Origin of the sequence: Lentzea sp. NPDC058436, from assembly GCF_042721515.1 — a bacterium.
GTDB lineage: Bacteria > Actinomycetota > Actinomycetes > Mycobacteriales > Pseudonocardiaceae > Lentzea.
The window spans coordinates 15,860-39,610 of record NZ_JBHXLF010000012.1; the positions used below are offsets into that span (position 1 = coordinate 15,860).

Below are 23,751 nucleotides of genomic sequence, written 5' to 3' on the forward strand. Positions count from 1 at the left end.
GGGCTAACGTCGATCACGTGACTTACCTGCGGTATCCGCATCTGCGCGGTGACTTGGTGACGTTCGTGGCCGAGGACGACGTGTGGCTCGCGCCCGTCGACGGAGGACGGGCCTGGCGCGCGTCCGCTGATCAGGTGCCGGCCCGCACACCCCGTTTCTCGCCCGACGGCACCCAACTGGCCTGGGCCAGCTGGATCGACGGTGCTCCGGAAGTGCGCGTGGCGCCTGTGGACGGTGGCCCCGCACGCCGTTTGACGCACTGGGGCGTCGTCCGCACGGCCGTGTCCGGGTGGACGCCGGACGGGCGAGTGCTGGCGGTGTCGACGACCGGGCAGATGTCCCGCCACCGCAAGCAGGCGCACGCCGTTCCCCTGGACGGCGGGACCGCGGAGGTGCTGCCGTACGGGTGGGTCAACGACGTGTCGTTCGGCCCGGACGGCCAGGTGGTCACGTCCTCCAGCTACATGCAGGACCCGGCGTACTGGAAGCACTACCGCGGTGGCACGGCGGGCAAGCTGTGGGTGGACACCGAGGGCTCCGGCGACTTCGCCCGCGTGCTGGCCGACCTGAAGTCGTCGCTGACGAACCCGATGTGGGTCGACGGGCGGATCGCGTTCCTGTCCGACCACGAGGGCGTCGGCAGCGTGTACTCGGTGCTGCCGGACGGCACCGACCTCCAGCGCCACACCTCCGGGGAGTTCTACGCCCGCAACGCCTCCACCGACGGCTCGCGGGTGATCTTCCACCAGGCCGGTGAGCTGTGGCTGCTCGACGGGCTGTCCGAACTGCGCAAGCTCGACATCAAGCTCGGCGGGCCCCGCACCGGCCTGCAGGCCCACCACGTCAAGGCCTCCGGCAACGTCGAGTCGTTCGCCGTCGACCACAGCGGCCGCGCGTCGGCCGTCGAGGTCCGCGGCTCCGTGCACTGGGTGACGCACCGCGACGGCCCCGTGCGCGTGCTGGCCGACCGTTCCGACGTCCGCGCGCGACTGCCCAAGGTGCTCGGCAAGACCGACCACGTGGTGTGGGTGACGGACGTCGAGGGCGAGGAGGCCCTGGAGATCGCGCCCGTCGGCGGTGTCGAACCCGGCAACACCGCGCGCCGCGTCGCCTCCGGTCAGCTCGGCAGGGTCATGTCCCTGGCCGCGTCGCCGGACGGCGCACGCGTGGGCGTCGCGACGCACGACGGCCGGCTGCTGCTGGTGGACGTGGCTTCCGGTGAGGTGCGCGAGGTCGTCCGCGGGGCGAACGCGCACATCACGCACCTCGCGTTCTCGCCCGACTCGTCGTGGCTCGCGTGGTCGCACCCCGGCCCGACCCCGTTGCGGCACATCAGGATGGTGAACGCGGCGGATCTGTCCGTTGTGGACGTGACGCCGCTGCGGTTCGCCGACTTCGCGCCGACCTTCACCGAGGACGGCAAGCACCTGGCGTTCCTGTCGATCAGGACGTTCGACCCGGTCTACGACGCGCACGTGTTCGACCTCTCGTTCCCGACCGGCTGCCGCCCGCACCTCGTGCCGCTGGCCGCGACCACGCCGTCGCCGTTCGCGCCGATGCACGGCGGCCGCCCGGTCGGTGACGAGGACAAGGACTCCGACGACGAGGACGAGAAGACGCCGACCACGAAGGTCGACCTCGAAGGCCTCGCCGACCGCGTGGTGCCGGTGCCCGTCGCCGCCGCCGACTACGTTTCGCTGAAGGCGGCTCGCGGCGGTCTGCTGTGGCTGCGCCGGCCGTTGCTCGGCGTGCTGGGCGACAACCTGGCGTCGCCAGAGGCGCGCCCGCCGCGCACGGTGCTGGAGCGGTTCGACTTCACCAAGCGCAAGACCGAGTGCCTCGCGGACAGCGCGGAGGCGTTCGCGGTGTCCGGCGACGGCAAGCGGATCGTCATCGAGGACCGCGGTGACCTGCGGGTCGTGCCGTCCGACAGCAAGACCGACGACGACTCGCCGGACTACGTGGAGATCGACCTCTCGCGCGTGCGGGTCGTGGTCGAGCCCGCCGCGGAGTGGGCGCAGATGTACGCCGAGAACGGCCGCCTCATGCGCGACCACTTCTGGCGCACCGACATGGGCGGCGTCGACTGGCAGGGCGAGCTGGACCGCTACCGGCCGCTGGTGGCCGAGGTCGGCAGCCACGACGACCTCGTCGACCTGCTGTGGGAGGTCCAGGGCGAACTGGGCACGTCGCACGCGTACGTCTGGGGTTCGCCGTCGCACGTGCCTGCCTCACGCCGTCAGGGCCTGCTGGGCGCGGACCTCACGCGTTCCGGCGACTCGTGGGTGATCGAGCGCGTGATCCCCGGCGAGACCTCCGACCCGCACGCGCGTTCGCCGCTGTGCGCGCCTGGCGTGGCCGTGCGCGCGGGTGACGCCATCGTGGCCGTGGACGGCCGTCCGGTCGGACCGGCGGGCCCCGGTGCGTTGCTGGTGGGCACCGCGGGCAAGCCCGTGGAGTTGACCGTGCGTCCCGCCGGCGGTGGGGAACTGCGTCGGGTCGTGGTGGTGCCTCTGGCCGATGAGGAGCCTCTGCGTTACCACGACTGGGTCGCGAACCGCCGTACGTTCACGCACGAGGCGTCCGGCGGGCGCGTGGGCTACCTGCACGTTCCCGACATGATGGGCGCCGGCTGGGCTCAGCTGCACCGCGACCTCCGCGTCGAGTTGGCTCGTGAGGCCCTGGTGCTGGACGTCCGCGAGAACGGCGGCGGCCACACCTCGCAGCTGGTGATCGAGAAGCTCGGCCGCAAGGTCATCGGCTGGTCCGTCGCCCGCGGCTACACGGCCTCCGAGTCGTACCCGCAGGACGCGCCTCGCGGCCCCGTCGTGGCGGTGGCCGACGAGTTCGCCGGGTCCGACGGCGACATCGTCAACGTGGCGATCAAGGAACTCGGGATCGGACCGGTCGTGGGTGTGCGCACGTGGGGCGGTGTGATCGGCATCGACATGCTGTACACGCTGGTCGACGGGACGATGGTCACCCAGCCGAGGTACGCGTCGTACTTCAAGGGCCACGGCTGGGACGTCGAGAACTACGGCGTCGACCCGGACATCGAGGTCGTCATGTCGCCCGCCGACCGCGTGGCCGGCCGTGACCCGCAGCTGGAGAAGGCCGTCTCGCTGGCACTGGAGACTCTCTCCTCCACGCCTGCCGCTCACGCTCCGGAGTTGCCGCCGCTGAAGTGAACACCCCATCGTGTGACTAAAGAACTGTGACGGACTGTTCCATGTGGACGATCAACCAGATGGAACAGTCCTCACCGTTCGGGGGTGTGCTGGAAGATGAGTCATCGTGAAGAGCCGCGCAGTGGCCGCGGGTGCTTCGGGGCCGTGGTCGTGGTGCCGTTCCTGGCGCTGGGCGGCATGTTCGCGTTGATCGCCTTCACCGGGGCGGGCGGTGAGTCGCCGCTGGCCGCGCCGCCGCCCTCCGTCCGGCCCACCTCGTCGTGGTGGACCGAGCCGTTCGAGACCGGGGTCTCGCTGGCCACCGTCACCGAGACCGTGGTGGTGGAGGGTGCCGCGCGGGAGGTTCGGGCGGCTCGGATGGCCACTCAGACGCGGGAGGTCGGCGGGGCCACCGTCACCGAGACCGTGCGGGTCAGTTCGACGAAACCCGCTGCCGTGGAACGGAATGAGCCCTCCGAGCCCGACGAGGAGGAGCCGGCATCCTCTTCGCCTGTGGTGACAACGACTTCCGCCGTGGTGTCCACTGTGGAGACCGCGCCGCCGCCAGTGGTGGAGACGCCTGTCGTCACGGTGCCTCCGTCTGTTGAGGTGCCGCCGTCCACTCCGCGGGCCGAGGACCCCGTTCCTCCGGTGACCACGCCGGCCGAGCCGCCGTGCGACCGTAGCGAGCCTCCGGCGGGGGAGGACACGGTTGGTGGGGACGAGGGTTCTGCCGAGCCTGCCGATGAGTCGGCTGCGGGTTCTGCGGTTTCGGCTACGGGTTCTGCGGCTTCGGCCACGGGGTTCGAGCCTTCGGCGGGGGCCTGAAAGCGGGGCCGGGGCCGTCTTTCCACCCGGTCCCGGCCCTCTCGCCGGTCGTTCTGGCTGCTCGCCCGGCCCTTCAGCCGCGCTGCTGCGCGCTCGCCCAGCCCTTGTGTCCCAGCGCTACTGCTGCGCGCTCGCCCAGCCCTTGTGTCCCAGCGCTACTGCTGCGCGCTCGCCCGGCCCTCCGCAGCGCTACTGCTGCGCGCTGGCCCGCGCGTAAGCGTCCGCTCCGCTGAACACGTTCTGCCCGTACTCCACGGAGTTGTTGTAGGCCAGCACCGCGGCCCACCACCCCGGACCGGTGCCCAGGTCCCGCGCCCCGCCCCCGCACAGGTAGCGGGCGGCGGTGAGGGCCGCGTCGTCGATGTTCTGCGGGTCCGCGGGGAGGCCGTCGCCCGCCGCGCGCTTCGCCCAGCGGTTCCAGGTGCCCGGGATGAACTGCATCGGGCCCACGGCCCTGTCCCACGTCGTGTCGCCGTCGAGGCGGCCGCCGTCGGTGTCGTGGATGGCCTTCACGCCGGGGCCGCCGTCCAGCGGGATGCCGATGATCGGGCGGGACGGCATGCCGTTCTCCTGGAGGCGGGCGCCGTTGATGTTGCCGTGGTGCGACTCGATCCTGCCGATGCCCGCGAGGGTGGCCCAGCTGATGCGGCAGGCCGGTGCCTCCCGCTGCATGGCCAGGTCCGCGGACGCGTAGGCGTGCAGGGCGCGGACCGGGATGTCGGTCTTCGACGCCACGCGGGTCGCCCAGTCGGAGAGCGGGTTCGCGGTCTCGGTGGTGCCGGGGGACGCGGCGCTGCCCGGTGCGGCGGCGCCCGGTTCGACCTCCTGGACGGGGACCAGGAACGGGGGCGGGCCCAGCGGTGCGGCTTCCCTGCGGTTCAGCGCGCCCAGGCCCCAGGCGCCCGCGGCGACCAGGACGATGAGCAGCAGCACCAGGACGATGCGGCCGGCGATGTTGCCTTTGCGGTTGCGGCGGGCGGGTTCCTGGAGAGACGGCGACGGCGGGACCACGGCACCCAGGCTACGTGCTCCGCGGCGCTGGTGGCGGGCTGAACCGTGACGCAACCGGCACTGATGGCGTCTGGACAATCAGGTGAGGCTTACCTTAAATAGGGCGACCTAATTTTCGGAGGCGCCGGGATGTTGTTCGCCAATGGGCTCATCGGGCTGCGTGAGGGGCTTGAGGCTGCCCTTGTGGTGAGCATCCTGATCGCATTCCTGGTTAAAACGGACAGAAGGTACGCGCTCAAGTGGGTGTGGGTCGGTGTCGCGACCGCGGTGGCACTCTCCGTGGCGGCGGGTGCGATCATCACCTTCAGTGCTGCCGGCATGACGTTCGAGCAGCAAGAGGCGTTCGGTGGGACGATGTCGATCATCGCGGTCGCGTTCGTCACGGGAATGATCTTCTGGATGCGCAAGGCGGCCAAGACGATTGCCGCGGAGCTGCGCGGCAAATTGGACGAAGCGCTCAAAATCGGACCATTCGCCATCATTGTCGTGTCCCTTTTGTCCGTCGGACGGGAAGGGCTCGAAACGGCGGTCTTCTTCTATTCCAGCGTGCAGGCGGCCGGAGGCGGAACCACCCAGCCATTGATCGGGTTCATGGGCGGCATCGGGGTTGCTGTGGCGATTGCCGCACTTCTGTACCAGGGCGCGATCCGGTTCGATCTTGGAAAGTTCTTCACGGTCACGGGTGTGCTGCTCGTGTTCGTGGCGGCGGGGGTCCTCAGCTACGGCATCCACGACCTTCAGGAGGCCGCGATCCTGCCCGGCCTGAACACGCTGGCGTTCGACATCAGCGACACCCTGCCGGAGGACTCCTGGTACGGCGCGCTGCTCAAGGGCTTCTTCAACTACTCGCAGCGGACGTCCGTGCTGCAGGCCATCGCGTGGGTCGCCTACGTGGTGGTGGTCCTGACCCTGTTCCTCATCCGGCCGCGCCGCCGCGCCGCCGTGGCCAACTGATCAACTGGAGCGATCGTGCGCAAGGCAGCAGTCATCCTGGGTTCTCTCGCGGTGCTGGCGGCGTGCAGCGGCAACGGCGGCACGACCGGCGCGAGCGGCACCATCGCGGTCGAGGCGAGCGACGACGCGTGCAAGGTCGCCAAGACCGAGGCGAGCACCGGCAACGTCACGTTCGAGGTGGCCAACAAGGGCACCAAGGTCACCGAGTTCTACCTCTACGCCGAGGGTGACCGGATCCTCGGCGAGGTCGAGAACATCGGACCCGGCCTGAGCCGCAAGCTGATCGTCGAGGTCACGGAGTCCGGCAAGTTCCAGACGGCGTGCAAGCCTGGCATGAAGGGCGACGGCATCCGCGGCGACTTCACGGTCACCGGTGACGCCAAGAAGTCGACCGACGGCAACGCGTTGCTGGCGGAGGCGACCAAGAGCTACCAGCGCTACGTCAACTCGCAGGCCGACCAGCTGCTGGTGAAGACCGAGGAGTTCGTCAACGCCGTCAAGGCCAAGAAGGTCGACGACGCCAAGGCGCTCTTCCCCGTCTCGCGGATCTACTGGGAGCGCATCGAACCCGTCGCGGAGAGCTTCGGCGACCTCGACCCCAAGATCGACGGCCGTGAGGACGTCATCGAGGAGGGCATGGCGTTCACCGGCTACCACCGCCTGGAGAAGGACCTGTGGGAGTCCGGGCTGCAGGCAGACTCCGACAAGATCGCGGACGACCTGCTGACGAACGTCAAGGAGATCGTCGCGAAGGCCAAGGCGGTCGAGCTGACCCCGGTGCAGCTCGCCAACGGCGCCAAGGAACTGCTCGACGAGGTCGCCACCGGCAAGATCACTGGCGAGGAGGACCGCTACTCGCACACCGACCTGTGGGACTTCCGCGCGAACGTCGACGGCTCGCAGGCCGCGATCGCCGCGCTGCGTCCCGTGGTGGAGCAGAAGGACAAGGCACTGGTGTCCACTTTGGACGAGAAGTTCAAGGCGCTCGACGAGGCGCTGGAGAAGCAGCGCAAGGGTGACGGCTTCAAGCTCTACACCGAGCTGACGCAGGACGAGGTCAAGGCGCTCGCCGAGGCCGTCGACGCGCTGGGCGAGCCGGTCAGCAAGGTGGCGGAAGTGGTGTCGGCCAAGTGACGGGCGTTCCCCGGCGCAGGCTGCTCGGGTTCGCGGGCGCCGGTGTGGCGCTCGCGGGCGCGGGGGCCGCCGCCGGGGTGCTGGCGTCGCGGGAGTCTGCGGCCGTGGAGAACGTCGCGGCGGCCAAGGTGCCGTTCCGCGGGGAGATCCAGGCCGGCATCACCACTCCCGCGCAGGACCACATGCACTTCGTCGCGCTGGACGTGAAGACCAAGAGCCGTGACGAGCTGGTCGCGTTGCTCAAGGAGTGGACCGTTGCCGCGGAACGGATGACGGCCGGCCAGGAGGCGGCGGAGAACGGCGCGGTCGGCGGCAACGTCGAGGCACCGCCCAAGGACACCGGTGAGGCGCTCGACCTGCCCGCGTCCGCGCTGACGATCACGATCGGCTTCGGGCCGTCGCTGTTCGACGACAGGTTCGGGCTCGCGTCGAAGCGTCCGGAACGCCTGATCGACCTGCCGCGGTTCCCGAAGGACGACCTGGACCCCGCCCGCAGCAACGGCGACATCTGCATCCAGGCCTGCGCGAACGACCCGCAGGTCGCCGTGCACGCCGTCCGCAACCTGGTGCGCATCGGGTTCGGCAAGGTCGCGGTCCGCTGGTCGCAGCTCGGCTTCGGCCGCACCTCCTCGACCACGCGCGACCAGGCGACGCCGCGCAACATGTTCGGGTTCAAGGACGGCACCCGCAACATCAAGGCCGAGGACACCGACCACCTGCGCGACCACGTGTGGGTCTCGGAGGAGGACGGCCCTGACTGGCTCGTCGGCGGCACGTACCTGGTCAGCCGCCGGATCCGCATGCACATCGAGATCTGGGACCGCACGTCGCTGGTCGAGCAGGAGCAGATCGTCGGCAGGAACAAGGGCGAGGGCGCGCCGCTCGGGCAGGCGAAGGAGTTCGACGAACCCGACCTGCACGTCAAGGGCGCGGGCGGGATCCCGTTGATCGGCGACATCGCGCACATCCGGCTCGCGTCACCGGAGTCGTTGAACGGCGCCAGGATCCTGCGCCGCGGCTACAACTTCACCGACGGCTCGGACGGGCTCGGGCACCTCGACGCGGGCCTGTTCTTCGTGGCGTTCAACCGGGACTCGCGCACCCAGTTCGTGCCGATGCAGCAGGCGTTGTCCACAAAGGACGACATGATGGAGTACGTGGAGCACACCGGGTCCGGCCACTTCGCCGTGCCGCCGGGCGTGCGCGAGGGCGGGTTCTGGGGAGACGGGCTCTTCCGCTAGTTCCCCAGGGCCAGCCGGGCTTTGACCTCTCCGAGCGCCTCCTGGTACTCCGGCGACGGGTGCATCGCCACCGCCATCCGGAGCTGGGCGAGCGACTCGGGGAGCCGCCCCTGCCGTTGCAGCGTCTTGCCGAGCGCGAACCGCGCGTAGTGGTCGCTCGGATCGAGGTCGAGCACCTTGCGGAACGCCTCTTCCGCCCGGTTGAGCTGCGCGGACCCGAGATAGGCCCGGCCGGCCAGCAGTTGCACGGACGGCGCCTCGCCGGCCTCGTCCAGCACCTGCTTCAGTTCGCGCAGCGCGTCGAGAGGCCTGCGCTGCGCCATCAACGCCTCGGCCTTCCGAAACGCTTCGAAGGTGCCGTCCGTCATCTGATCAACGTTACCCACCGCTCGCGCGTTCTTCGACTGCCGTCCGGGCGACAGAACTCGAAGGTGTGGAGGTCCCGAGCCAGCACGCTCCGAAACCGAGCACCAGCCCCGCCACCACCCCGGCCGTCGGCACCTGCCCGAGCAACGGCCACGCGATCAACGCCGTGACGGACGGGACCACAGAGGACAGCGTGGTCATCGCGGCCGCACCGCCCCTGCGCACGCCGACGAGGAACAGCGACGCGCCGCCCATCGAGTTGACCAGCACCAGGAACGCCACCGTCAGCCAGAACTGCCGCCAGTCCGTCACCGGTGAGCTCTCCGTCAGCGCCAGCAACCCGACCACCGGCACCGACACGGCGTGCTGCACGGCGTTGGCGCTGCGGAAGTCCGCGTCCCGGCAGAACCTCTGCTGGTACACGCCGCCCGCGACGAACCCGAGCATGCCGAGCACCGTGAACACCGCGCCGCCCCCGAACGACCCGAGCCGGTCCCACAACGCGAACAGCACGGCCGCGACCCCGAGCACCAGGCCGGCGACCTGTCTCGGTCCAATTCGGACGCGGAACACCCACGCGGCCACCACGGCCGTCAGCACCGGCGTGCACGAGATCACCAACGCCGTCGTCGCCGCCGGCACCCCCATCCGCAGCCCGAGGTACACGCCGGAGAACTGGCACGCCTGCACCAGCAACCCGGCCACGCACGTGTGCGCGAGCTGCCACCCGCGCGGCCAGCTCGCCGTCGTGACGAGCGCGATCAACGCCATCAGGGCCGCGGCGATCGCGAACCGGATCGTGGTCATCAGGAACGGGGGCGCCACGGCGACGGCCAGCGCGCCCACCGGGTAGCCGGACGCCCAGACCAGCACTGTCGTGACGGCGAAGCCGGGTTTGATCCGCACCCGATCCAGTGTGTCGGGAAGGCGGGAATGCGCACAGGCGTTGTGCTGTTGCATGAGCCTGCGCTTCTCACTGATGGGTCCGGTACGAGCCTGGCGCGACGACGAGGAGATCGACCTGGGGCCGCGCCAGCAGCGGGCGGTGCTGGCGGCGTTGCTGCTGAACAACGGCATCCGGCTGAGCAACGACCAGCTGATCGGCATGGTCTGGGACGACCCGACGCCGAGCGCCGTCATGGCGTTGCGGACGTACACCTACAAGCTCCGCAAGCTGATGCCGGAGCTGGACCTCAGGTCCAAGGACGGCGGCTACACCCTGCGCGCCGAGCTCTTCGACGACTGCCGCGACGAGCCGTTCGTGGGGCTGACCAGCACCTACTTCGAGGCGCAGCGCGTGCGGGTCGCCAACGAGCGGCTCCAGTGCCGCGAGGCCCTGCTCGAACGCGAGATGGACGTCCTCGAACTGCAGAAGCACGTCGCCGCCTTCCCGCACCGGGAACGCCCGCGTGCGCTCCTGATGCGCGCGCTCTACCGCGAGGGCAGGCAGGCCGAGGCGTTGGAGCAGTTCCATCAGGCACGTGCGCTGCTGAACGACGAGCTGGGTCTTGAACCCGGCCCGGACCTGCGGGAGGTCCACGCGCAGATCCTGCGAGGTGAGCTCACCGTCCCGCGCCGGCCCGAGCAGCTGCCGCCCGACGTCGATGACTTCACCGGTCGCGCCGAGGAGATCGCGCGGGCGTTGAAGACCCTGCCGCGCACGGTTGGCATCGCGGGCATGCGCGGCAGCGGCAAGACCGCGCTGGCCGTGCGCATCGGCCACCTCGCCGGGAACCGGTTCCCCGACGGGCAGATCTTCGTGCGCGGGAACGACGTCGCGAACGAGCTGCTGCGCGCGGTCGGCGTGGAGAACCCCGTCGGGGACAAGGCGGCGCTGTGGCGGGAGAAGGCGCGCGGCAAGCGGTTCCTGGTCGTGGTCGACGACCTGCGGGACGCCGACTCGGTCAAGGACCTGCACGTGCCCGGCTCGGCCATGATCCTCACGTCCGTGCGCCGGTGGAACGAGCTGCCCGGCGTCACGTGGCTGACGATCGCCGGGCTCGCGGCGTCCGAGGCCCGCGACTTCTTCGACAAGGTCACGGACCCTGCACGGCTCGCGGCCGAACCGGAGAAGGTGGCGGGGATCCTCGAACGCGTCTCGTACCTGCCGAACCCGATCCGCGTGCTCGGCGGCAAGCTCAGCACCCGCCCGCGCTTCACCGTCGCCATGCTGCTGCGGCAGATGGAGCGGGAGACCGCCCTCGGCGAGGCGGTGCCGTCGGACTGCCGCGCGGTGCTCGCGCCGATGGACAAGGCCGACGCGGAGCTGACCGGCGACCAGCGGCACCTGCTGGAGTGCTTCACCCGCCAGGGCGCCGAGGAGGTCGACGTGTGCGAGGCCGCGGCGATGTCCGGCGGCGAGATCGCGGCCATCGAACTGTTGATGGAGGCGCTCGCCGACGTGCACCTGATCGAACCGCTGGAGCTCGGCCGCTACCGCATCCCATCCTACGTGCGCACCTACTACTCGCTCCGCACACCTGCGCTGACCAGCTGATTCACGCACAATTTATGGCGCGACGATGTGGTGTCGGCAAGTTCGTAGACATGTCAACCAAGGAATTCCAGGGCAAGAAGGCACTCGTCACCGGAGCCACCTCGGGCATCGGCCGCGCGATCGCGGTCCGGCTCGCCGAGGAGGGCGCCACCGTCTACGTCACCGGCCGCCGCGCCGAGCTCGGCAAGGAGACCGTCGAGCTCATCGAGCAGGCGGGCGGCACCGGCCACTTCGTCGTCGCGGACGTCGGCGACCTGAACGACGTCCGCAAGCTCGCGCAGGAGGTCGGCGAGGTCGACGTCCTCGTGAACAACGCGGGCATCTTCCCGTTCTCGCCGACCCCCGACCAGTCCGTCGAGGCCTACGACAAGGTGTTCGACGTCAACGTGCGCGGCACCTACTTCCTCACGGCCGCCCTCGCGCCGGCGATGGTCGCGAGGGGCAAGGGGTCGATCGTCAACGTCTCGTCGGTCGCGAGCCAGCTCGGCTCGCCGGTCGGGTCCGTCTACCACGCCTCGAAGAGCGCGATGGACGGCCTGACCAGGTCGTGGGCGCTGGAGTTCGGCGGTTCCGGCGTGCGCGTCAACTCGGTCGCGCCCGGCCCGATTCGCACCGAGGCGGCCGTGACGCAGGTCGGCGAGGTGTTCGAGAGCTTCGTCGACGTCGTCCCGGTCGGCCGTCACGGCACCGCCGAGGAGGTCGCGGAGGCCGTGCTGTTCGTGGCCTCCGACAAGGCGGGCTTCGTCAACGGTGCCGTGCTCAACGTCGACGGCGGGCTCGTCGTCGCCTAGGAGAGCAGCGGCCGCAGCGAGGAGGGCGACTCGACGTGCACGTTGTGGCCCGCGCCGGGGATCACCACCGGCTCGGGCACCAACTCCTTCAGGTGCTCCTGGGGACTCATCGGGTCGTTCTCGCCCGCCGCCAGCACGACGTGGGCCTGCGAGGCCATGACCAGCCCGGCCATGTCCGGCCGGCCTACGCCGAAGGCCCTCATGTCCAGCGACGGCGCCCATCCGCCGTCCACTTCGGACACTCCGTGCCTGATGGGGACGCCCGCCATCTTCGACGCCCGTTCCTCCGCCTCTTCCCTGATGGCGAAGACCTTCTGCGGTTTGCCGGCCAGCGCGGCGGCCTTCGCCAGTTCCTCGTCGGTCCACTGCACCTTGATGCCGACGCCGACGCAGGTGGTCACCTCGACCCCGAACCAACCGCTCGCCAGCGCCAGCCCGACGACACCGCCCAGCGAGTGCCCGACGACCGTGACGGGCCCCGGCGGGACGACCTCCGCGACCTGCGCCGCGAGCGAGCCGAACGAGTAGCGGTCGATCCCGGCGCTGCGTCCGTGACCGGGCAGGTCGGGCACGAGCCAGCTGCCCTCCCAGTCGTCCACGACGTCCTGCCACACCTCGCCGGTCGCGCCCAGCCCGTGCAGCAGCACCAGCAACGGCCCGCTTCCACCACGTTCGACATGAAGCACGTCAGAATCCGTTCTATGCCCAGGACCGATGCCGACCTCATCGTCGACCCGGACACGTATACCTCGGGAGTCCCGCACGACGCACTAACCCGGTTGCGTGAGAAGGACGTGGTGCGCATCGACGACTTCTGGGCGGTCTTCCGCCACGAGGACGTCCGCACGGTCCTGCGCACACCGTCCGTCTTCTCCTCGCACCGCGGCGCCACCCAGATCCGCGACCCGCGGCCGGACGACCTCGCGTACGTCCAGCGCATGATGCTCAACCAGGACCCGCCCTCGCACACCCGGTTGCGCCGCATGCTGACCAGGGCGTTCACCCCGCGAGCCGTGGCGTTGCTGGAAGACCGCATCCGCGCGAACGCCCGCGAGATCGTCGCGGGCCTGTCCGGCGACTTCGCCCACGACGTCGCCGACCTGCCGTTGCTGACGCTGGCCGACGTCTTCGGCGTGCCGCGTCAGGACCGCGCGCTGCTCTACGACTGGAGCAACCGCGTGATCGGCTTCCAGGACCCCGAGTACGCGCTGTCGTCCAGCTCCACCGCCGGCATGACCGACATGGCCCTGCAGGCGGTGGAGCTGCGCCCGGACGATGGCCGCGACCCGCGCGCACGCGGCGGCATGCCTGATCTGTACGCCTACGCGCACGCGCTGGGTGCCTACAAGCGCTCGCACCCGTCCGACGACGTGGTCAGCAACCTCATGCGGGAGGACCTGTCACTGGAGGAGTTCGAGAACCTCTTCTGGCTGTTCTCCGTGGCGGGCAACGAAACCCTGCGCAACGGCATCCCCGGCGGCATGATCGCGTTGCTCTCACACCCTGACGAGTACGCGCGCCTGCGCGCCGACCGAACGCTCCTTCCCCTTGCGGTGGAAGAGATGTTGCGCTGGTGGACGCCCGTCATGCACTTCCGGCGGACCTGCGTGCGCGACACCTCGTTGTCCGGCCAGGAGATCAGGGCGGGGGACAAGGTCGTCGTGTGGTTCTCGTCCGCCAACCGCGACGAGCGGGTGTTCACCGACCCGCACCGGTTCGACGTGGGCAGGCGCGAGGCCGACCACCTGAGCTTCGGCCACGGCCCGCACTTCTGCCTGGGCGCGCAACTCGCCAGGACCCAGCTGCGGGCGATCTTCGACGCGGTCCTGGACCTGCCGGGGACGCTCCGGCTCGACGGCGAGATCAGCCGCCTGCGGTCGAACTTCCAGAACGGCGTGAAGCACCTGCCCGTGCGTTAGGCAGGCGTCTCCGCGGTCGCGACCAGCACCGCGCGCCCGAGGACGTGCGCGGACATCAGGAACCCGAGCAGCGCGGGCGTGCCGTCGGCCGGCACCCCGATCGACTCGACGCCAAGCGCGTGCACGACGAAGTAGTAGCGGTGCTCGCCGTGCCCGGCAGGCGGCGCGGCCCCGACGAACTGCGCGAGGCGGGCGTCGTTGGGCAGCTGGAACGCCCCCTTCGGCAGCTCGTCGACTCCCTCGGGCAGTTCCGTGCAGCCAGCGGGGATGTCGGCGACCGCCCAGTGCCAGAACCCGGACCCGGTGGGGGCGTCGGGGTCGTACGCGGTGACGGCGTAGCTCTTCGTGCCCTCGGGAGCCCCGCTCCAGCTCAGCTGAGGCGAGATGTCCTTGCCGGACAACTGCTCCGGCGGCAGCGGTGCGCCGTCGGTGATCGAGGTGCTCGTGACGGTGAAGGACGCGGCCTCGGGGAGGCGGGCGAAAGGATCGTTGCTCATGAGATCGACGATAGCACCAATAATCGATTATCCGATGGTTCTATGCTTTTCGTCGTGACGAAGCCGATGCTCTCCGAGCAGGTCCACACCCGCCTGCGGGACGCGATCATGCACGGCCTCCACGCCCCAGGCGCCCCCTTGAAGCCCCAGGACCTGGCCAAAGAGCAGGGCGTGAGCCTCGCCGTCGTCCGCGAGACCCTCGTCCGCCTGGTGGGCGAAGGCCTGGCCGACCGCCTGCCGAACCGCGGCTTCGCCGTCCCCACCATCTCCGACCGCCGCTGGCAGGAGATCGCCGAAGCCCGCCTGGCCGTGGAACCCGTCCTGCTGCGCATGGCGATCGACTGCGGCGACGTGGACTGGGAGGCGCGCGTACGGGCCGCGCACCACCGTCTCGCGCGCACGCCGGCGTTCGCGGAGGGTCCGTACTACAGCGACGCTTGGTCCGAGGCGCACCGCGTCTTCCACCGGACGTTGCTGGAGGGGTGTGGGAACTCCGTGTTGCTGGAGACGTTCGACCGGTTGTGGACCGCGAGTGAGTTGGGGCGGCGGTTCTCGGCTCGGCGCAACGGGGAGCGGGATCACGTGGGGGAGCACCGGGCGTTGGAGGAGGCGGTGCTGGCGCGGGATGCCGATGCCGCGGTGGGGGTGTTGGTGCGGCATCTGTCTTTGACGGCGGCGGGGCTGGTCGAGAGCGCCTGACCGGCGCCGACTCCGGGTGATCGATCGGGGATGGGCAGCACGTCACGCGTCTGGCACGATTCAGACGACAGGCGCGGGGGCACCACTGTGATCTGACGGTGTCGAGCCCCAGCCGGTCACCTGGCCCAAGTAGGCTCGTCGCGAGACGAGACGCAGGAGAAACAGGGAGCGCAAGTGGCGGTCATCGAGCAGGTCGGAGCACGCGAGATCCTGGACTCTCGCGGCAACCCCACCGTCGAGGTCGAGGTGGCGCTGGACGACGGCACGCTGGAGCGTGCGGCTGTTCCGTCGGGTGCCTCGACCGGTGAGCACGAGGCGGTGGAGCTGCGGGACGGCGACGCCAAGCGGTACCTGGGCAAGGGCGTCGAGCGCGCGGTCACCGCGGTGCTGGACGAGATCGGGCCCGAGCTGGTCGGCATCGAGGCCGTCGAGCAGCGCGTCGTGGACCAGAAGCTCGTGGACCTGGACGGCACGCCGGACAAGGGTCGTCTCGGCGCCAACGCGATCCTCGGCGTGAGCCTCGCGGTCGCGAAGGCGGCGGCGACGTCCAGCGGCCTGGAGCTGTTCCGCTACATCGGTGGACCGAACGCGCACGTGCTGCCGGTGCCGATGCTGAACATCCTCAACGGTGGTTCGCACGCGGACACCGACGTGGACATCCAGGAGTTCATGATCGCGCCGATCGGCGCGGAGACGTTCCGCGAGGGCCTGCGCTGGGGCACCGAGGTCTACCACGCGCTGAAGTCCGTGCTGAAGAGCAAGGGCCTCGCGACCGGTCTGGGTGACGAGGGCGGTTTCGCGCCGAACCTCGGCAGCAACCGCGACGCGCTCGACCTCATCCTCGAAGCCATCGAGAAGGCCGGCTACCGGGCGGGCCGCGACATCGCGCTCGCGCTCGACGTGGCCGCCACCGAGTTCTACTCGGACGGCGCCTACTCGTTCGAGAACAACAAGCGCTCGGCCGAGCAGATGATCGGCTACTACTCGGAGCTCGTCCGCGACTACCCGATGGTCTCCATCGAGGACCCGCTGTCCGAGGACGACTGGGACGGCTGGGTCCAGATGACCGCCGAGCTGGGCGAGAAGGTCCAGATCGTCGGCGACGACCTGTTCGTCACGAACCCGGAGCGCCTGGAGGAGGGCATCTCCCGCCGCGCCGCCAACGCGTTGCTGGTGAAGGTCAACCAGATCGGCACCCTCAGTGAAACCCTCGACGCGGTCTCGCTGGCCACGTCGTACGGCTACAAGTCGATGATGTCGCACCGCTCGGGCGAGACCGAGGACACGACCATCGCCGACCTCGCCGTCGCGACCGGTGCCGGCCAGATCAAGACCGGTGCCCCGGCGCGTGGTGAGCGCACCGCGAAGTACAACCAGCTCCTGCGCATCGAGGAGAGCCTCGGCGACGCGGCGCGGTACGCGGGCGAGCTCGCGTTCCCGCGCTACACGCCGGAGAGCTGAGAGGCTGTAAGGCATGGCCGAGCGCGCGCGTCGTCCCCGTCGCCCCCGCGAAGAGCGGGAGGCGAGGCCCGCACGCGCGCGCAAGCCACCCCGTCCGAAGGCGCCGGCGCGGCGCGGTGAGGGCACGGGTGGCGCGTTCGGGATGACCGGTACGCGGCGGGCCGCGTTGTTCGCGATGGTGCTCTGTGCACTGGCGTTGAGCATCGCGGTCCCGTTGCGGACGTACCTCTCGCAACGGGACGAGCTGCGGGACGTGGGTTCCGAGCAGCAGAAGCTGAGGGAGACGGTCGCCGCGCTGGAGAAGCGCAAGGCAGAGCTGAGCGACCCGGCGTACGTCGAGATCGAGGCGCGCAAGCGGCTGCACTGGGTGCGGCCCGGCGAGACGCCCTACATCGTGCAACTGCCGGGTGACGAGGGTCGCAACACTGAAACGGAGAGGCCGTCGGGCAAGCAGGCGGCACAAGGGTCTTGGTACGAGGAACTGTGGGAATCGGTGACGCACAAGTAAGTGCTGCTGACCTGGAAACGGTCGCTCAGCAGCTCGGTCGCACGCCACGCGGGACGCGTGCGATCGCTTCGAGGTGTCCCGGCGGGCACCCGAACGTCGTGCAGACCGCCCCGCGGCTGCCCGACGGGACGCCGTTCCCGACGCTGTACTACCTGACCTGCCCCAAGCTGAACTCCCTGGTCAGCACGCTCGAAGGCGGCGGGCTGATGAAGGAGCAGCAGGACCGGCTGGCGACCGACGAAGAGCTCGCTGCCGCCTACCAGCGCGCGCACGAGGCGTACCTGGCCGAGCGCGACGCCATCGAGTCGCTGGGCACCCAGGTCACCGCGGGCGGCATGCCGGTGCGGGTCAAGTGCCTGCACGTGCACGTCGCGCACGCCCTCGCGAAGGGCCCCGGCGTGAACCCGATGGGCGACGAGGCGCTCGCGATCCTGGGCGAGCAGGGCCTGTGGCCGGCAGGTGAATGCTCGGCGAGTTAACGGTCAACGGAACCGAACACACGCTTCACTCCGTCTTGGGTACACCTAGGCTTCGTAGTGGGGCAGGGTGGTACAGGTCACCGACTGGGGCATTCGCCGTAATGGCAGGACGGCGAGCCGCGATGACACACGAGAGGTGAGTATTCGTGGCAATGGCCAAACTGCGTGGACCGTCGGTGCTGAGCCCTAGGCAAAAGGGCTTCGCCGTCGCTGCGCTCGCCGCGATGCTCGCCCCGGCCATGATCGTCGGCACCAAGCTCGTCGACTGGGTCAACCTGTCGAAGCACAACGACATCGCCGTCTCCTTAGGCCCCGCCGACGTCTTCAGCGCTCTGCAGCGCGACCCGGCCGAACTGGGTGCCTCCGGCCGCCTGCCGCTGTCCGAGGAACTGAGCGCCGCGCTGCTCGCCGACCTCGAAGACGGAAGCCTCGACATCGACGAGGGCAGCCTGCTCGACGGCTTCCCCGGCCAGCACGGCATCCCCGGTGTCATGGTGGAGGCCTACCTCCGCGCCGAGGACAAGATGGCCGAGCTCGTCCCCGGCTGCAACCTCCCCTGGTACCTGCTCGCGGGCATCGGCAAGGTCGAGTCGAACCACGCCAACAACGGCCGCGTGAACGCCGTCGGCGACGCCACCCCCAAGATCCTCGGGCCGGTGCTGAACGGCGCCCCCGGCATGGCCGCGATCCGCGACACCGACGGCGGCCGCCTCGACGGCGACACCGCGTGGGACCGCGCGGTCGGCCCGATGCAGTTCATCCCGTCGACGTGGGCGAGCTTCGGCGGCGACCTGAACGACGACAACACCGTCAACCCGAACAACATCTACGACGCCGCCCTGGGCGCCGGCCGCTACCTCTGCGCGGGCGGCGGCGACATGACCAAGCAGGCCGACAAGGCCGCGGCCGTCTTCCGCTACAACCGCTCCACCGCGTACGTCGAGACGGTCCTCAAGTGGGCCACGGAGTACAGCGAGAACGTCGACACCCTGCCGCCGCTGACCGACATCGGCAACGACACGCAGAACCCGACGCCGGGCAACCCCGACCCGGGCACCCCGACGAACCCGCCGACGACGACCACGCCGCCGACGACCACCACCACGACGACCACGACGACGCCGCCGAACTGCCCCACCACGACGACGTCGACGACCACGTCGACCACGACCTCCACCACCACGTCGACGACCACCACGACGCCGACCACGACGACGTCCCCGTCCACGTGCACGACGACCACCACGACGACGACCACCACGACCACTACGACGCCGCCGACCACGACCACCACCACGACGACGACCGTGCCGCCGGCGCAGACGACGTCGTCGAGCGCCGCCCAGTCGTCCTCGCAGCAGCAGTCGTCGCAGGCCCCGTCGAGCAACAGCGGCGCGTCGTCGTCGACCCCGCCCGCGATCATCACGAGCAAGCCCAGCTAGCACGGCGTGTCGGGTTGGAACGATTCCAACCCGTACTTCGTTCGGGGCGATTCGGGCAGAAACGTTGGAGTGAAGGGGAGTTCGTCTCCTAGCTTCGTCCGCATGCCGAAGCGCAACTCGAGCGTGGTGGGCCGCGAGTTCGGCGATGGTGTCCGCGACGCCATCGACCAGAGCGGCATGACCCAGCGCAGACTCGCCGAACTGGTGGACTGGCAGGAAGCCAAGGTCTCGGACCTGGTGCAGGGCAAGGGCGGGGTGAGCGAGGTCGACCTCGTCCGGCTGTTGTCCTACTGCCGCACCCCGCACGAAGAGGTCGACCGCCTGCTCACCCTCTACCGGGAGTCCCGGGAGAAGGGCTGGTTGCTGTTCCCCGAGGACGGAGTACCGGACCAGGTGCACTCGCTCATCAGCCAGGAACGCCTCGCCAGCAAGATCACCGTGTGGTCGATGAACCTGGTCCCTGGCCACCTCCAGATCGCCGGCTACATGCGGGCCGCCGCCGAGAAGTCAGCCAAGATCAAGCCCGCCGACATCGACTCGCTGATCCGCGCGAAGCTCGACCGGCAGGTGATTCTCAGGCCTGGCAGGGAGTTTGTCTTCTACGTGCACGAGCAGGCGCTGCGACTGCCGGTCGGAGGCCCTGACGTGATGCGTGCGCAGCTCACCCACATCCACGTGATGCTGGTGCGGCAGTACATCACCTTCCGGGTCGTGCCGATCGCCATCGGCGCCCACGCCGGGATGTCCGGCTCGTTCACCCAGCTCAACTACGACAGGTTCGAGCCGGTCGTCTTCATCGAAAGCCAGAACTCAGGCCTCTTCCTCGAAGACGCGGCCTCACTGGCCAGCTACACCGAAGTGCTGAAGCGGTTGGATCAGGACGCCTTGGATGCGGAAGAATCGAGGAGGTTGATCAACACCATGCTTGCCTGAGGAGGCGTGCCGCATGTCCGAGTGGCGTAAGAGCAGCTACAGCCCTGAGGCAAGCGACTGCGTCGAGGTCGGCCACGGCGTCGGCATCCGCGACAGCAAGGCCCCGGTCACCCACCTGCCCGTGTCGGAGAGGGCCTGGACGGCGTTCCTCCGCCTCGTCAAGGCCGCGTGATCGGATCACGCTCCGAGAGCGTGTGGTCGCGTACGGATATGAGCAGGTAGAACGGGCTATGCGCGTGTGACGCACGTGGCACCGGTACGGCAAAGTCGATCATGTTCGGCGTATTCCATTTTCGCCCGAAGTGATTCATGCTGCTCCAGCACAGGTCGGGGGACCGTTGTGAGCGCCGGGATCCTTCCCGGCCTGGGGGAAAAGATGCGATACGCCACACGGCGTGGCTTTGCCATGCCCACATTCGCCGCTGTCGTCGTTTTCGCGGCCACGCTGATCGGCTCGGTGACGAGCACGACCACCGCCGTCGCCGCGACACCGGACGAGGTCGCCGACGCGACCAGTGCGGAGAAGCTCGCGCAGCAGAGCGGCAAACCGATCGTCATCGGGTCGGAGACGACCGAGGAAACGCAGGTCAAGGCCAACCCCGACGGTTCGCGGACCTTGATCTCCCACGCGCAGCCGGTGCGTGTCAAGAAGAACGGCTCGTGGACGGCGATCGATCTGACGCTGGAGCCGCAGGCAGACGGCTCGCTCGCTCCGAAGGCGACGCCGGTGTCGATGTCGTTCAGTCCCGGTGGAGTCGGGTCGGCCGCCAAGCCGGTGGCGCGCCTGGCCAAGGGTGATGCCGAGGTCGGGTTCGGCTGGGAGACCGATCTGCCGAAGGCGCGGATCTCCGGCCAGACCGCCACCTATCCGGAGGTGTTGCCCGGCGTCGACCTGGAGGTCCAGGCGTCGCTGACGGGTTTCTCGCAGAACCTCGTGGTGAAGAACGCCGAGGCCGCGAAGAACGCCAAGCTCAAGAAGATCACCTTCAAGTCCCACACCAGGAACACCAAGATCACGGGCCCGGTTCAGCCCAGCGGCAGGGCCAAGTCCGCTGCCACGCCGCAGGACGGGCTCGTGGTGTCCGGGGCCGATGACCGGCTGGTGTTCGGCGGTGACGCCTCTCGCATGTGGGACTCGTCCGTGCAGGGCCGGGCGGCCACCATGGGTGTCGAACTCGGGCAGGACACCGTCTCCATCACCCCGGACCAGGCGTTCCTCGCCGATCCGAAAACGGTCTACCCCGTGCGTCTCGACCCCGACTATTCCTGCACGACCTGCACCAAGCAGCACCACGCGGTGGTGCAGTCGCCTTGGGGCAACGCCGAGAACTACGACAAGACCTCCGGCCAGCTGAGCGACCTGAAGGCGGGTTACCTCAACGGCTCGTCGCTCGGTACGCCGACCGGAGCCGCCGGTGTCTCGCGGACCTACTTCGAGATCAACACCTCGCAGATCGTCGGCACGAAGATCCACTCGGCCACGGTGCACGCCAAGGTGATCTCGTCCTACTCGTGTTCGCCGACGCCGACCGAGCTGTGGAACACGTGGGGCATTGGTCCGTGGACGACGTGGGACAACCAGCCGGGCTGGATCAGGAACCTGTCCGAGAACAACACGCGCAACCACCCGGTCTACTGCGCGACGGACGGTGGTGCCGACTTCAACGCGCTCGCCGCGGTGGAACGAGCCGCGTCCGAACCGTGGGGCGCCACGACCTTCATGTTCAAGGCGAAGCAGGAGAACTCACTCGACGCGTCGTGGCGCCGCTTCGACCTGAACCCGTATCTCGAGGTCAAGTACAACTCGTACCCGAAGTCTCCGACCGATCTCGGTCTGGAGGGCTGGGGTCCGAACAGGACGGACGCACTTCCGTGCCGCATCGGTGACACCCGTCCCTACATCGGCAAGACCCGCACGCCGCGTCTGCGGGCGAGACTGCTCGACCCGGATGGCGGCATGATGGACGCCGGTTTCCGGTTGACGGTCGGCCCAGCCGGGAACTCCACGTGGAACGGCCAGGACATCTATGCAGGCAACGTGCCGTCGGGCTCGTTCGCCGAGGTCACGGTGCCGAACGGCTGGATCACCCAGGACGGGGTCCACGGCTTCCACCTGTGGTCCGGCGACTACGAGCTCAACAGTTGGTCGCCGGAGTGCGAGTTCATGGTCGACACGGTCGCACCGAACACCCCCGCGGTGTCCTCGACCGACTACCCCACCACGGGTTTCTCGGGCAGCGTGGGCCGGACGGGCAACTTCACGTTCTCGCCCAACGGGAACACCGGCCTGAGCGGCACGATGGACGTGGCCCGCTACGGGTGGTCGCTCGAGACCAACACGTTCGAGAACCAGGTCAACGTGACCGAGGCGAACGGCGTGACGACGGTGCCGATCACGCCGAAGTCCGGCGGCACGAACACCCTGTACGTGCAGGCCTACGACAAGGCGGGCAACCCTGCGGCCACCCCGCAGAAGTACGTGTTCAACGTGGCGGCGCCCTCCAACCCGGTGGCCGCGTGGAACTTCGACCAGACCAGCGGTACGACCGCCGCCGACATCACCGGCAAGGGTCACACCCTGACGTTGGGCGGCGCGACCTTCGGTCCGGGCTACGCGAACAACGGCCTGGTCAACACCACGAGCACCTCCTCGGCGACGTCGACCGCTGTGACCGACACGTCACGAGCGTTCTCGGTATCGGCGTGGGTGAAGCTGAACGACACCAACGCCGACTACGCGGTGGTGAGCCAGGACGGCAACCGCGCCAGCGGCTTCACGCTGGAATACTCCAAGACCGCCGGCCGGTGGGCACTCAGCACGGCCACGGCCGATCAGGACTACACGGCGTTCACCCAGACGCTGTCGTCCGCGTCGCCGCAGACGGGCGTGTGGACTCACCTGCTGGGCACCTATGAGCCCAACTCGCGCAAGGTGTCCTTGTACGTCAACGGAAAGCTCGAAGGCACCCAGACCGCCACGGTGTGGAACGCCACCGGCCCGCTGTCGATCGGTTCAGTCAAGTGGCTCGGCAACAAGGTCAACCGCCTGGCCGGTTCGGTCGACCACGTCCAGGTGTGGGATCGCCAGCTCAGCGCCGATGAAGCAGCGAAGCAGAACAACTTCGCGGTGCTGCGCGCCCACTACAACCTCGACGAGCGCACCGGTACCGCGACCAAGGACGAGGTGACCGGGCAGAACGCCACCGCCTCCGGCGGCACCACCTGGTCCGGTACGCCGGTCGACCCCGATGACCCGAACCAGATCCTGACCAGCAAGGACACATGGCTGAAGTACGACTCGTCCTGGACGGGACAGGTTGCTGGTCCGCGTCCGGTGAACCTGCGCACCGACCGGTCGTACACGGTGTCCGCCTGGGTGAGGCACGCCGGTTTGGACGCTTCCGCACGAGCCGCGGTCAGCCTGGGAGACGCGACGCATTCGCCGTTCGTCCTCGGGTACCGCCCGGAGACCGGCAAGTGGGGGTTCCTGCTGACGCGCACCCCGTCCGGTGACGGCAGGTACGCGTTGTCCGACCTGCCCGCCGAGGCGAACAAGTGGGTGCACCTCGCGGCGACCTACGACGCGACCAGCGGGACGGTCGCGCTGTACGTCGACGGGGTCAAGCAGAACACGTTCAACGGTTCGAGCACCGGGCAGCAGACCTTCAACGGGTCTGGGGACGTGTTCGTGGGGCGCGCCATCTGGGCGGGTCAGAAGTCCGACGTGTGGAAGGGCGACCTCGACGACGCCCGCATCTACTCGGGCGTTCTCAGCGTCGCCGACATCGAGGACATCCGCACGTCCACCAAGCACCGCTGACCTG

Annotated in this window: 21 protein-coding genes; 16 read left to right on the plus strand and 5 right to left on the minus strand. The window is 69.3% G+C overall.

Annotated elements, in window-relative coordinates:
- Window positions 1-17: 17 nt before the first annotated feature.
- Together ACFWN2_RS31800 and ACFWN2_RS31805 are read left to right on the plus strand one after the other, a co-directional pair.
- Entirely contained in the window at window positions 18-3,188 is a 3,171-nt protein-coding gene (locus ACFWN2_RS31800; protein ID WP_382433726.1) for a PDZ domain-containing protein, read from the plus strand.
- 96 nt (window positions 3,189-3,284) lie between these two features.
- Window positions 3,285-3,995: a hypothetical protein gene (locus ACFWN2_RS31805; RefSeq protein ID WP_382433728.1), complete on the plus strand. Its 711-nt coding sequence runs from the start codon at window positions 3,285-3,287 to the stop codon at window positions 3,993-3,995.
- Between the two features lie 189 nt (window positions 3,996-4,184).
- On the opposite strand, the gene ACFWN2_RS31810 is transcribed toward ACFWN2_RS31805, so the two are convergent.
- Complete coding sequence (locus ACFWN2_RS31810) at window positions 4,185-5,006, minus strand: lytic murein transglycosylase (RefSeq protein WP_382433730.1); 822 nt, start codon at window positions 5,004-5,006, stop codon at window positions 4,185-4,187.
- Between the two features lie 129 nt (window positions 5,007-5,135).
- Here ACFWN2_RS31810 and efeU point away from each other — a divergent pair, with 129 nt between their 5' ends.
- The 3 genes from efeU to efeB are packed head-to-tail and all read left to right on the plus strand — an operon-like array spanning window position 5,136 to window position 8,335.
- Window positions 5,136-5,960 (plus strand): iron uptake transporter permease EfeU, encoded by an 825-nt coding sequence (gene efeU / locus ACFWN2_RS31815; protein ID WP_382433732.1) that lies wholly within the window; start codon window positions 5,136-5,138, stop codon window positions 5,958-5,960.
- A gap of 15 nt (window positions 5,961-5,975) precedes the next feature.
- A complete protein-coding gene (efeO, locus tag ACFWN2_RS31820) occupies window positions 5,976-7,094 on the plus strand; it encodes an iron uptake system protein EfeO (protein ID WP_382433734.1) in 1,119 nt (372 codons plus the stop codon).
- Entirely contained in the window at window positions 7,091-8,335 is a 1,245-nt protein-coding gene (efeB, locus tag ACFWN2_RS31825; RefSeq protein WP_382433736.1) for an iron uptake transporter deferrochelatase/peroxidase subunit, read from the plus strand. Before efeO ends, efeB begins: the two co-directional genes overlap by 4 nt.
- Here the strand turns inward: efeB and ACFWN2_RS31830 are convergent.
- Together ACFWN2_RS31830 and ACFWN2_RS31835 are read right to left on the minus strand one after the other, a co-directional pair.
- The gene (locus tag ACFWN2_RS31830; RefSeq protein WP_382433738.1) at window positions 8,332-8,703 is read right to left on the minus strand and encodes a tetratricopeptide repeat protein; all 372 of its coding nucleotides are present in this window, start codon (window positions 8,701-8,703) and stop codon (window positions 8,332-8,334) included. The two genes, efeB and ACFWN2_RS31830, sit on opposite strands and share 4 nt — an antisense overlap.
- A gap of 10 nt (window positions 8,704-8,713) precedes the next feature.
- A complete protein-coding gene (locus ACFWN2_RS31835; protein WP_382433740.1) occupies window positions 8,714-9,607 on the minus strand; it encodes a DMT family transporter in 894 nt (297 codons plus the stop codon).
- Between the two features lie 52 nt (window positions 9,608-9,659).
- Here ACFWN2_RS31835 and ACFWN2_RS31840 point away from each other — a divergent pair, with 52 nt between their 5' ends.
- A complete protein-coding gene (locus ACFWN2_RS31840) occupies window positions 9,660-11,198 on the plus strand; it encodes a BTAD domain-containing putative transcriptional regulator (RefSeq protein ID WP_382433742.1) in 1,539 nt (512 codons plus the stop codon).
- Between the two features lie 50 nt (window positions 11,199-11,248).
- Window positions 11,249-11,989 (plus strand): SDR family NAD(P)-dependent oxidoreductase, encoded by a 741-nt coding sequence (locus tag ACFWN2_RS31845; RefSeq protein WP_382433744.1) that lies wholly within the window; start codon window positions 11,249-11,251, stop codon window positions 11,987-11,989.
- On the opposite strand, the gene ACFWN2_RS31850 is transcribed toward ACFWN2_RS31845, so the two are convergent.
- Window positions 11,986-12,675: an alpha/beta fold hydrolase gene (locus tag ACFWN2_RS31850; protein ID WP_382433746.1), complete on the minus strand. Its 690-nt coding sequence runs from the start codon at window positions 12,673-12,675 to the stop codon at window positions 11,986-11,988. The genes ACFWN2_RS31845 and ACFWN2_RS31850 overlap by 4 nt on opposite strands.
- Before the next feature lie 15 nt (window positions 12,676-12,690).
- Between ACFWN2_RS31850 and ACFWN2_RS31855 the strand changes: the two genes are divergently transcribed.
- Entirely contained in the window at window positions 12,691-13,908 is a 1,218-nt protein-coding gene (locus ACFWN2_RS31855; RefSeq protein WP_382433748.1) for a cytochrome P450, read from the plus strand.
- Here ACFWN2_RS31855 and ACFWN2_RS31860 read toward each other — a convergent pair.
- Window positions 13,905-14,405: a YbhB/YbcL family Raf kinase inhibitor-like protein gene (locus tag ACFWN2_RS31860; RefSeq protein ID WP_382433750.1), complete on the minus strand. Its 501-nt coding sequence runs from the start codon at window positions 14,403-14,405 to the stop codon at window positions 13,905-13,907. The genes ACFWN2_RS31855 and ACFWN2_RS31860 overlap by 4 nt on opposite strands.
- Window positions 14,406-14,471: 66 nt before the next feature.
- On the opposite strand from ACFWN2_RS31860, the gene ACFWN2_RS31865 reads away from it, so the two are divergent.
- The 8 genes from ACFWN2_RS31865 to ACFWN2_RS31900 all read left to right on the plus strand — a co-directional run bounded on the left by ACFWN2_RS31865 (window position 14,472) and on the right by ACFWN2_RS31900 (window position 23,747).
- Complete coding sequence (locus ACFWN2_RS31865) at window positions 14,472-15,104, plus strand: GntR family transcriptional regulator (RefSeq protein ID WP_382434054.1); 633 nt, start codon at window positions 14,472-14,474, stop codon at window positions 15,102-15,104.
- A gap of 174 nt (window positions 15,105-15,278) precedes the next feature.
- Complete coding sequence (gene eno / locus ACFWN2_RS31870; protein ID WP_382433752.1) at window positions 15,279-16,565, plus strand: phosphopyruvate hydratase; 1,287 nt, start codon at window positions 15,279-15,281, stop codon at window positions 16,563-16,565.
- 13 nt (window positions 16,566-16,578) lie between these two features.
- Window positions 16,579-17,073 carry a septum formation initiator family protein gene (locus ACFWN2_RS31875; RefSeq protein WP_382433754.1) on the plus strand — a complete coding sequence of 165 codons (495 nt, stop codon included), beginning with the start codon at window positions 16,579-16,581 and terminating at the stop codon, window positions 17,071-17,073.
- The gene (locus tag ACFWN2_RS31880) at window positions 17,055-17,552 is read left to right on the plus strand and encodes a DUF501 domain-containing protein (protein WP_382434056.1); all 498 of its coding nucleotides are present in this window, start codon (window positions 17,055-17,057) and stop codon (window positions 17,550-17,552) included. The genes ACFWN2_RS31875 and ACFWN2_RS31880 overlap by 19 nt, the downstream gene beginning before the upstream one ends.
- 152 nt (window positions 17,553-17,704) lie before the next feature.
- Window positions 17,705-18,994, plus strand: coding sequence for a lytic transglycosylase domain-containing protein (locus ACFWN2_RS31885; protein ID WP_382433756.1), 1,290 nt, complete (start codon window positions 17,705-17,707; stop codon window positions 18,992-18,994).
- 102 nt (window positions 18,995-19,096) lie between these two features.
- Window positions 19,097-19,927 (plus strand): helix-turn-helix domain-containing protein, encoded by an 831-nt coding sequence (locus tag ACFWN2_RS31890; protein ID WP_382433758.1) that lies wholly within the window; start codon window positions 19,097-19,099, stop codon window positions 19,925-19,927.
- A gap of 13 nt (window positions 19,928-19,940) precedes the next feature.
- Window positions 19,941-20,099, plus strand: coding sequence for a DUF397 domain-containing protein (locus tag ACFWN2_RS31895; protein ID WP_382433760.1), 159 nt, complete (start codon window positions 19,941-19,943; stop codon window positions 20,097-20,099).
- 234 nt (window positions 20,100-20,333) lie between these two features.
- Window positions 20,334-23,747 carry a LamG domain-containing protein gene (locus tag ACFWN2_RS31900; protein ID WP_382433762.1) on the plus strand — a complete coding sequence of 1,138 codons (3,414 nt, stop codon included), beginning with the start codon at window positions 20,334-20,336 and terminating at the stop codon, window positions 23,745-23,747.
- Window positions 23,748-23,751: the final 4 nt, after the last annotated feature.